7 protein-coding genes and 1 riboswitch are annotated in these 8,897 nt (G+C 69.6%); of the genes, 6 read left to right on the top strand and 1 reads right to left on the bottom strand.

The genetic code is table 11. The annotated features are described in order from the left end of the window. The 4 genes from OG496_RS52280 to OG496_RS52265 all read left to right on the top strand — a co-directional run bounded on the left by OG496_RS52280 (nucleotide 1) and on the right by OG496_RS52265 (nucleotide 3,947). The gene (locus OG496_RS52280; RefSeq protein WP_019056860.1) at nucleotides 1-204 is read left to right on the top strand and encodes a cold-shock protein; all 204 of its coding nucleotides are present in this window, start codon (nucleotides 1-3) and stop codon (nucleotides 202-204) included. Between the two features lie 180 nt (nucleotides 205-384). Beyond that, nucleotides 385-1,953, top strand: a complete 1,569-nt coding sequence (locus OG496_RS52275; protein WP_405976054.1) for a DEAD/DEAH box helicase — start codon at nucleotides 385-387, stop codon at nucleotides 1,951-1,953. A 64-nt stretch (nucleotides 1,954-2,017) separates the two neighbouring features. Continuing rightward, on the top strand, nucleotides 2,018-2,344 hold the full coding sequence (locus OG496_RS52270; RefSeq protein ID WP_405976053.1) for an SCO5918 family protein: 327 nt from the start codon (nucleotides 2,018-2,020) through the stop codon (nucleotides 2,342-2,344). A gap of 157 nt (nucleotides 2,345-2,501) precedes the next feature. Continuing rightward, nucleotides 2,502-3,947, top strand: coding sequence for a glyceraldehyde-3-phosphate dehydrogenase (locus tag OG496_RS52265; RefSeq protein WP_405976052.1), 1,446 nt, complete (start codon nucleotides 2,502-2,504; stop codon nucleotides 3,945-3,947). A 99-nt stretch (nucleotides 3,948-4,046) separates the two neighbouring features. Here OG496_RS52265 and OG496_RS52260 read toward each other — a convergent pair whose 3' ends face one another. After that, nucleotides 4,047-6,137: a DUF1996 domain-containing protein gene (locus tag OG496_RS52260; RefSeq protein WP_405976871.1), complete on the bottom strand. Its 2,091-nt coding sequence runs from the start codon at nucleotides 6,135-6,137 to the stop codon at nucleotides 4,047-4,049. A 334-nt stretch (nucleotides 6,138-6,471) separates the two neighbouring features. Further along, a riboswitch (cyclic di-AMP (ydaO/yuaA leader) is annotated at nucleotides 6,472-6,645 on the top strand. 8 nt (nucleotides 6,646-6,653) lie between these two features. Here OG496_RS52260 and OG496_RS52255 point away from each other — a divergent pair. After that, a complete protein-coding gene (locus OG496_RS52255; RefSeq protein WP_405976051.1) occupies nucleotides 6,654-8,237 on the top strand; it encodes an NlpC/P60 family protein in 1,584 nt (527 codons plus the stop codon). Between the two features lie 197 nt (nucleotides 8,238-8,434). Continuing rightward, nucleotides 8,435-8,896, top strand: coding sequence for a hypothetical protein (locus tag OG496_RS52250; protein WP_405976050.1), 462 nt, complete (start codon nucleotides 8,435-8,437; stop codon nucleotides 8,894-8,896). Nucleotide 8,897: the final 1 nt, after the last annotated feature.

Below are 8,897 nucleotides of genomic sequence, written 5' to 3'. Positions count from 1 at the left end.
ATGGCCAGTGGCACCGTGAAGTGGTTCAACGCGGAAAAGGGTTTCGGCTTCATCGAGCAGGACGGTGGCGGCGCTGACGTCTTCGCCCACTACTCGAACATCGCCGCCCAGGGCTTCCGCGAGCTGCAGGAGGGTCAGAAGGTGACCTTCGACATCGCGCAGGGCCAGAAGGGCCCGACGGCCGAGAACATCGTTCCTGCGTAACGACGACGTTTACTTCGCAGCTGGGGCCCGCACCTTGGGGTGCGGGCCCCAGCTCGCTGCATTTTCCATGCTTTCGGCGATATTCCGCCGAAGCCACCGGCTCGTTCTTGCGATTCTCTGCGCCGTTCATTCACCGCGGGAATTCCTTGATACGTGCCATATCAAGGAAGGTTCCACATTTTGAACCGCGCACGTACGAATGACCGCTTCTCGCGAAAGCGTAATGGAAATCCGGAATCCGCAAAGAGCGGCGGCTACCGCTCGGCGGCCCCGTCCGGCAACCGATCCAGCGCCCCGCGCCGCTCCAAGGGCGGCGGTGGCCGACCGGTCGCCCTGCAGGGCGAGTTCGCGCTGCCGAAGACAGTGACCCCCGGCCTTCCCGCCGTGGAGTCGTTCGCCGAACTCGACATGCCCGCCAAGCTGTTGGCCGCGCTCGGCCACGAGGGCGTCACCGTCCCGTTCCCGATCCAGGCGACGACGCTCCCCAACTCCCTCGCCGGCCGTGACGTGCTCGGCCGGGGCCGCACCGGCTCCGGCAAGACCCTCGCCTTCGGCCTCGCGATGCTGGCCCGTACGGCGGGCCGCCGCGCCGAGCCGCGTCAGCCGCTCGCGCTGGTCCTCGTACCGACCCGCGAGCTGGCCCAGCAGGTCACCGACGCGCTCACCCCGTACGCCCGCGCCGTCAGCGTGCGGATGACCACCGTCGTCGGCGGTATGTCGATCGGCCGCCAGGCCGGGGCGCTACGCGGTGGCGCGGAGGTCGTGGTCGCGACGCCGGGACGCCTCAAGGACCTCATCGAGCGCGGCGACTGCCGCCTGGACAGCGTGACCATCACCGTCCTCGACGAGGCCGACCAGATGGCCGACATGGGCTTCATGCCGCAGGTCACCGCGCTGCTCGACCAGGTGCAGACGGGCGGCCAGCGGATGCTGTTCTCGGCCACCCTGGACCGCAACGTGGACCTCCTGGTCCGCCGCTACCTGACCGACCCCGTCGTCCACTCCGTCGACCCCTCCGCGGGCGCGGTCACGACGATGGAGCACCACGTCCTGCACGTGCACGGCACGGACAAGCAGCGCGCGACCACCGAGATCGCGGCGCGCGAGGGCCGGGTCATCATGTTCCTGGACACCAAGCACGCGGTGGACCGGCTGGTGAAGCACCTGCTGAACAACGGCGTCCGCGCGGCCGGTCTGCACGGCGGCAAGTCCCAGCCGCAGCGCACCCGCACGCTCGCCCAGTTCAAGGACGGGCATGTGACGGCGCTGGTGGCGACCAACGTCGCGGCGCGCGGCATCCACGTCGACAACCTCGACCTGGTCGTCAACGTCGACCCGCCCACCGACCCCAAGGACTACCTGCACCGCGGCGGCCGTACGGCCCGTGCGGGCGAGTCCGGCAGTGTCGTGACCCTGGTCACCCCCGACCAGCGCCGTGACTTCACCCGCCTGATGACCATGGCGGGCGTCACCGCCGAGGTCACCTCGGTGCGGTCGGGCGAGGAGGAGCTGACCCGGATCACGGGCGCCCAGGCTCCGTCCGGCGTCCCGGTCGTCATCCAGGCCCCGGTCGTGGAGCGTGAGCGCACCCGTCGTAGCCCGTCCTCCTCGTCGTCGCGGGGCCGTCGTGGCCGTCCGGCCGGCGAAGGCGGCCGGTCGTCCGCCGGTGGTGCGGCGCGACGCGGCGGCAGCGGTGGCGGCAGCGGCAGCCGGGGGCAGCGACGGTCGTCCTTCGGTCCTGCGGCCTGAGGACCAACTCGGCGCCTTCGGGCGCCCGTTCGGCCCCCGATCCTCCTTCTCTCTGTGAGGCAACATGCGCTGTGTCATCGCCCGGTATCCCTTCGACCTCACCAAGATGGGTGTCCTGGAGACGATGAAGGGCATCAAGCCCGAGCTGGTCACGGGTGAGTCCGTGACCATCGGGCGGCGCCGCTACCCCGTCAAGCAGGTGGGGCAGGTCATCACCCGGCAGGACCCCCGTGACTTCAACAGCGGCGAGGTCGTCCGGGCCATGACCCGGCTCGGCTTCACCTGCCACGGCCTGCCCGAGGTGGCGCCCGTGCACGTCCTCACTCCGCTGGAGAACGCGTCGGCTCTGCTGGGCAGCGGCGCGACCCAGGACGTGTCGGAGACCGTGTAGAAGCGACACCAGTACAGCCGAGAGGGCCCTGCCGACGCGCGTCGGCAGGGCCCTCTCGGCGTTCCGGGCCTTCTACAGGCCGGGCGGCACCCCTGCTGAACGGGCAGATGAACAGCGGGTTAGCATATGAGCGCCGCCTAGCTCGAAAGAGAAACCTGTGCCTGTCAACGAGGACTCGTTCACCAACTGGAAGACCCGCGAGGAGATCGCGGAGTCGATGATCCCGATGATCGGGAAGCTGCACCGCGAGCGGGACGTCACGGTCCTGCTGCACAGCCGCTCCCTGGTCAACAAGTCGGTGGTCAGCATCCTCAAGACCCACCGGTTCGCCCGCCAGATCGCCGGCGAGGAACTCTCCGTCGTCGAGACCCTCCCCTACCTGCGGACGCTCACCACGCTCGACCTGGGCCCCTCACAGATCGACATCGGCATGCTCGCCGCGACCCACCGGAGCGACGAACGCGGCCTCTCCGTCGAGGAGTTCACCGCCGAGGCCGTCGCCGGTGCCACCGGCGCCAACAAGATCGAGAGCCGCGAGGGCCGCGACGTCGTCCTCTACGGCTTCGGCCGCATCGGCCGCCTGGTCGCCCGCCTGCTCATCGAGAAAGCCGGCTCGGGCAACGGTCTGCGGCTGCGCGCCGTCGTCGTACGCCAGGGCGGGGAGCAGGACATCGTGAAGCGGGCCTCGCTGCTGCGCCGCGACTCGATCCACGGCCAGTTCCAGGGCACGATCACCGTCGACGAGGCGAGCAACACGATCATCGCCAACGGCAACGAGATCAAGGTGATCTACGCGGGCGACCCGTCCGAGGTCGACTACACGGCGTACGGCATCAAGGACGCCATCCTCATCGACAACACGGGCAAGTGGCGTGACCGGGAAGGACTCTCGCAGCATCTGCGGCCCGGCATCGACAAGGTCGTGCTGACCGCGCCCGGCAAGGGCGACGTCCCCAACATCGTGCACGGCGTCAACCACGACACGATCAAGCCGGACGAGCAGATTCTGTCCTGCGCGTCCTGCACGACCAACGCGATCGTGCCACCGCTGAAGGCGATGGCCGACGAGTACGGCGTGCTGCGCGGCCATGTGGAGACCGTCCACTCGTTCACCAACGACCAGAACCTGCTGGACAATTACCACAAGGCCGACCGCCGTGGCCGTTCGGCTCCGCTGAACATGGTGATCACCGAGACCGGTGCCGCCTCCGCCGTGGCCAAGGCGCTGCCCGACCTGAAGGCGCCGATCACCGGCAGCTCGATCCGGGTCCCGGTGCCGGACGTCTCGATCGCGATCCTCAGCCTGCGGCTCGGCCGCGAGACCACCCGCGCCGAGGTCCTCGACTATCTCCGTGACGTGTCGCTGACGTCGCCGCTCAAACGGCAGATCGACTTCACCACCGCCCCCGACGCGGTGTCGAGCGACTTCATGGGCTCGCGCCACGCCTCGATCATCGACGCGGGCGCCACCAAGGTCGACGGCGACAACGCGATCCTCTACCTCTGGTACGACAACGAGTTCGGCTACTCCTGCCAGGTCGTCCGAGTCGTCCAGCACGTCTCCGGGGTCGAGTACCCGACGTACCCCGCACCGGCCGTCTGAGGCCGTCCGACCCAGCGCTGAACGTGTGACGGCCCGGCCACCCCCACTTGGGGGCGGCCGGGCCGTCGTTGTCACAGACATGCACAGACGTGCGCTGTGTCAGCGGGTACTGCGCTTACCTCGGTACAGCACGACGAATCCGGCGACGAGCAGCAGCGCACCGGCCACCGCGGGCCACAGATTCGCGCCGGTCTCCGCCAGCCCGCCCTGCGCCTGCGGCTGGTTGGGGCCTACGGCGGCGTAGCTCTCCCCGCCCGAGGACGAGGCGGGCGGTGTCGTCACGGCGCTGCCGACCTCGCCGCCGGAGCCGTTGTCCGAACTCCCCTGCGTCTCGGACGACTTGGACCCCTCGGTCTTCGTGTCGGCCTTGGGGACCGAGACGGCGGTCGTCAGATCACCGGGGTCGGTGGTCTGGATGTCGGTGGGCTCGGGGGCACTGGTCTCGGTGTCCGGGGCGCTCGTCGCGGGATCCGCGGTGGGCTGGTCACCGTTGCCGGCGTTCCCGCCGTTGTCACCATTCCCGGCGTTCCCGCCGTTCCCGCCGTTCCCCTCGTTGCCGCCGTTCCCGGCGGGCTCGTCGGACGCGGTGGCCGTGGGCGCCGCCGTAGCGGTGTCGGTGGCCGACGGGGACTCCTGCGGCTCACCGGAACCCCCACCGTTCCCGGAGCCGCCACCCGAACCGGAGCCGTCACCGGAGCCGGAGCCGTCGCCCGAGCCCCCGGGGTCGTTGTCCGTACCGGCTCCGCACTTCTCGCCGTCGTTGATGCAGTTGACCATGTCCTTCATCAGGCCCTCGTCGAAGACGTTGATGAAGTCGCCGTGGTCGGTGACGGGCTTGTGCTGCTGCTCGGGGAAGGAGTCCACCGCGAACAGCGGGGTCGTCTTGCCGCCGTCCTGGAGGCTCGGCGCGTCCACGTCGTAGACGATCCGCTGCACCAGCTGCGGAATGGCCTCGAAGCCCGCCGGGCAGGAGCCGTCGGCGGCCTCGAAGGCCACGTGGGTGCGGTGGTTGGCGCTGTCGATGTTGCGGCCGTCCCAGCAGCTCTGGAACTTGAAGGTGCGCACCACGTCACTGCCCGCGGGGCACAGCGGGTACCTGTCCTTGAGCTGCCGGTCCTCGAAACCGGTGCAGCTCCAGGAGGCGTTGGCGTTGGCCGGGCCGTTCACGAAGGCCTTGGCGTCGCCGGTGATGATGCGCAGGAGGCGCGGCATCGCGACGACCTTGCTCTTCGGGTTGCCCACGAACGTCAGCGTGGCCGCCTTCGCGGTGACGATCTGACCGGAGTTGCCCTCGGTGCCACCGCCGGGCTTGTCGGCGTCCCGCTCCTGCTTGCCGTTCTGCAGGCGCAACACGGGCCAGTAGTAAGTGGACTTGTCGCCCGGGTTCTCGCAACTCGTGTCGGCCTTCGCCAGATCGTCGTCGCTCGCGAAGGCGTTGTTCGACTGGTTGCCGATGTAGTCGTGGAAGTGGTGGGCGCCGTTGGTGACTCCGGGCGCGACGATCACGTTGTCGGAGTTGAACAGGCCGTTCTCGTTCACGCCGCACGCGGTGACGAACGTGCCGCTGGAGGCGTCGGCCTGCTCCTGCGGGGTGTTCACGTTGGGCTGTACGGAGGTGATGTCCGCGTAGTCCGAGGCGACGGGCCCGTTGGTGGACTGCTGGTTGCCCTGCTGGCCTTGGCCGTCGCCCTGCTGCTGGTCCTGGCCGGTCGGGTCGGCGCTACCGCTCTGGTCACCCCCGCTGCCGTTCTCGTCGCCGTTCGTGGGGGCGATCAGCGTGCAGCCGGCGAGCGCATCGAGTCCCTCGGGGCGGTCCCCGACCCGCGCGATGGCGTCGTCGATCCGCCCGATGGTCGCGGCCCGCTTCTCCTTCAACGGATTCATGATCGCGTTGTCGGCGAAGGAGGCGTCCTGGCGTATGGACTCCGTCGAGTCCTTCAGTTTCTGGTAGGCCTCGGTTATCTGCTGGTCCAGAAGCGCGAGTTGGGCGTCGACCTCGGTCTTCGCCTCGTCGGGGACGGTCGTCAACTGGGTGCCGATGTCCGGGCAGTCGATCGTCGCGCCGCTCGATGCCGCATCGGGAGACCCTTGCTGGGACGAGTCACCGCCCCAACCGCCCTCGGACGCCGACGCGTAGACGTTCGCCGCCACCAGTCCTCCGCCGCCCAGCATCAGGGCGACTGCTGCCATCGTCGCGCGTCGTGCGCCCGTGGGGCGTCTGCGCGTGTTGCGTGCCAAGGAAGTTGCTCCTACACGTGTCGGTCGGCCCGGATCGTCCCGGCATGGAAATCCCCCGTTCCAATACGGAGCCGGATGCCGGTGTGTTCAACCGTCCCAGAAATTCATAGCGACCTCACATGGATCACCCGGCCCGGCGGGCTCATCAGCCCAGGACACGTTTGGGAGAGGTAAAGGTCACAAAAACGTATCGGACATATCGCGCTTCAACCTTCACACGAGGCACACACGTTGGCTAAGTTGACGCTCAGACCGTACGACCTACTCCGGCGATCAGCGCCGGGCCGCACGGTTTGCGCCGAATCCGGTGTGTCGCTCGCGACAGCCGGAGCCGGGGACCCAACCGACTTGGGGTGAATCGACCCAACTGCCCGTCCGGGCAAGGGTCGTAGGGCAATCCTTCCGTGATCGGCCGCCCGAACCCGACAGCTAACTCGGTAGGCGCGATACGGAAGGAGCACGTCTGCCATGCCGGCAGAACGAAGTACGCGCACCGGAGGCAGTGGCCCCACCGTGGACGACCGACCCAGCCGTGACGAAGTGCAGCGGCGGATCAACTCCCTTTACGACAGGGCCGAGACGGCCACCGGAAACTACAACGCCACGCGCAAGATGTCCGGGGGTCCGCGCAAGCGCGTCGAGCCCCGTCCCAGCGCGTCGCGTCCTTCCGACCCCGCCCTCGACGCCGTCACCAAGCAGTGGTTCGACCGGGCCCGTGCCCAACTCGGCCCGACCGTACCGGCGGCCCTGCCGCCGAGCAGGACTCCCGCCCGTCCGGCGGCAGCCCGGCCCGAGCGCCCCGAACGACGCCCCCAGTCCGAGGGCGGCGCCTGGGCGCTCGAAGCACAGCCCGGCCGCGCCGTGGCCGAACTGACCGCGGGGACCGGTGTACCGGAGCCAGCCGCCCCGCAACTCGCCGCGCCCGTCGCGGAGTTGATGGCCGCACCCATCGCCGCGCTGCCACCCGCCGCACCGCAGGCACCCCAGATGGCTCAGATGCCGCAGGCGACCGTCCTCGACCTGCCGCCCGTGCCCGCCATCGAGGTGCCGCCCACGCCCTCCATGCAGGCACAGCAATTCGCCGTCGCGGCCGCCCCGGCGCCGGCCTTCGATCCGCTCACCGCGGACCTGGAGCTGCTCCCGTACATCGCGGCGCCGCGCACCGAACCGGCCCCGGCGAGTGCTACCTGGCCGCCCTCGCAGACGAACTTGTCCGCCCCGGAGACGACTTGGTCGACCGGGTCGATGCCCATGGTCCCCGAACAGCAGATGTGGTCGACCGGGCAGATGCCCGTCGTGGCCGAGCAACAGACCTGGTCCACGGGGCAGATGCCCTTCGTGCCCCAGCAACAACAGCCTTGGTCGACCGGGCAGGTCCCCATGGTGACCGAGCAGCCGACCTGGTCCACCGGGCAGTTCCCTGTGGCAACCGAGCAACCCGCCTGGTCCACCGGACAGATTCCGATGGTGCCCCAGCAGCCCCCCGCGTACACCGCGCCGGAGCCGGACTGGCGCCCGCCGCAGCAGGAGTGGCAGCCGACCCCGCCCGCCGCCGAGGTCTCCTTCGCCGCGGCCCCGGCCGTCGCTCCCGAGTTCACGCTGCCCACGGCTCCGACGATGGCCCCGGAGATCATTCTCCCCGCGGCCCCGACCATCAGCCCGGCACCCGCCGCGCTGCAGGACCCCACCACGCTCAGCAAGACCAGCACCGCGCTCGCCTTCGCCCGCGCACAGATCGGCAGGCCCTGCCTGTGGGGCGCGGCGGGACCGGACGCGTACGACTGCTCCAGCCTCACCCAGGCCGCCTGGAAGGCCGCGGGCGTCCTCCTCCCGCGCACCGCCCAGGAACAGTCGGGCGCCGGCGCCCTCGTCCCGCTCACCGACATCCGCCCCGGCGACCTGATCTTCTTCTACGACAGCATCGACCACGTCGGCCTCTACACCGGCAACGGCCTGATGATCCACGCGCCGAGCCCGGGTACGCCGATACGCGAGGAGTCGATCTTCTACGCCGGTGCCGCCGCCATCCGGGGCGCCGTACGGCCCGCCTGATCCGATCGGGGCCGGGCATTTCCCGGCCCTGACCGCACACCCCGCGACACTCCCGGCCAACCGCGTCATAGACCCGTACGAGTGGTGCATCCTGGGACACGGTCGTAGCGTCGGCAGAGACACGACGACCGTGCCCCGGCAGGCGGGCCCACCGCTGGTGCGGGGCGACGAGGACGAAGAGGCGGCCGGGAGCGGACATGCACAAACACACCATGGTCGGAATCGTCACGCTCTGTGCCGCAGCCCTGCTCGGGCCGGCCGTCGCCACCTCCTCGTCGGCAGCCCCGACCACTGTCCCGGTGACCGCCCACCGACAGCTCCAGGATCCCGTGCTGGTCGACTGCCTGTGGCATCCCGAGGTACGCCCCACCGACTTCATGCTCGCCTGCGGCGACGGCAACAGCCGCCTCACGTCGCTGCGTTGGACGTCCTGGAACGACAACTCCGCGACGGCCACGGGCGTCAACGTGGTGAACGACTGCAATCCCTATTGCGCGGTGGGCAAGTTCCACTCGTTCCCGGTCACCGTCCGGCTCGACACCCCGCAGACCTGGAAGCGGCACCCGCAGGCGCGGCAGTACACCGAGATCACCCTGACGTACCCCGGCGCGAGGCCCGACAAGTTCCAGCACACCGTGACCTACCCCCTCTGGAACTGAC

Source organism: Streptomyces sp. NBC_00988 (assembly GCF_045162645.1).
In the GTDB taxonomy this organism is placed as follows: Bacteria; Actinomycetota; Actinomycetes; order Streptomycetales; family Streptomycetaceae; genus Streptomyces.
The sequence above is the reverse complement of the archived record's forward strand: the minus strand, read 5'-3'. Positions and strand labels throughout refer to the sequence as shown.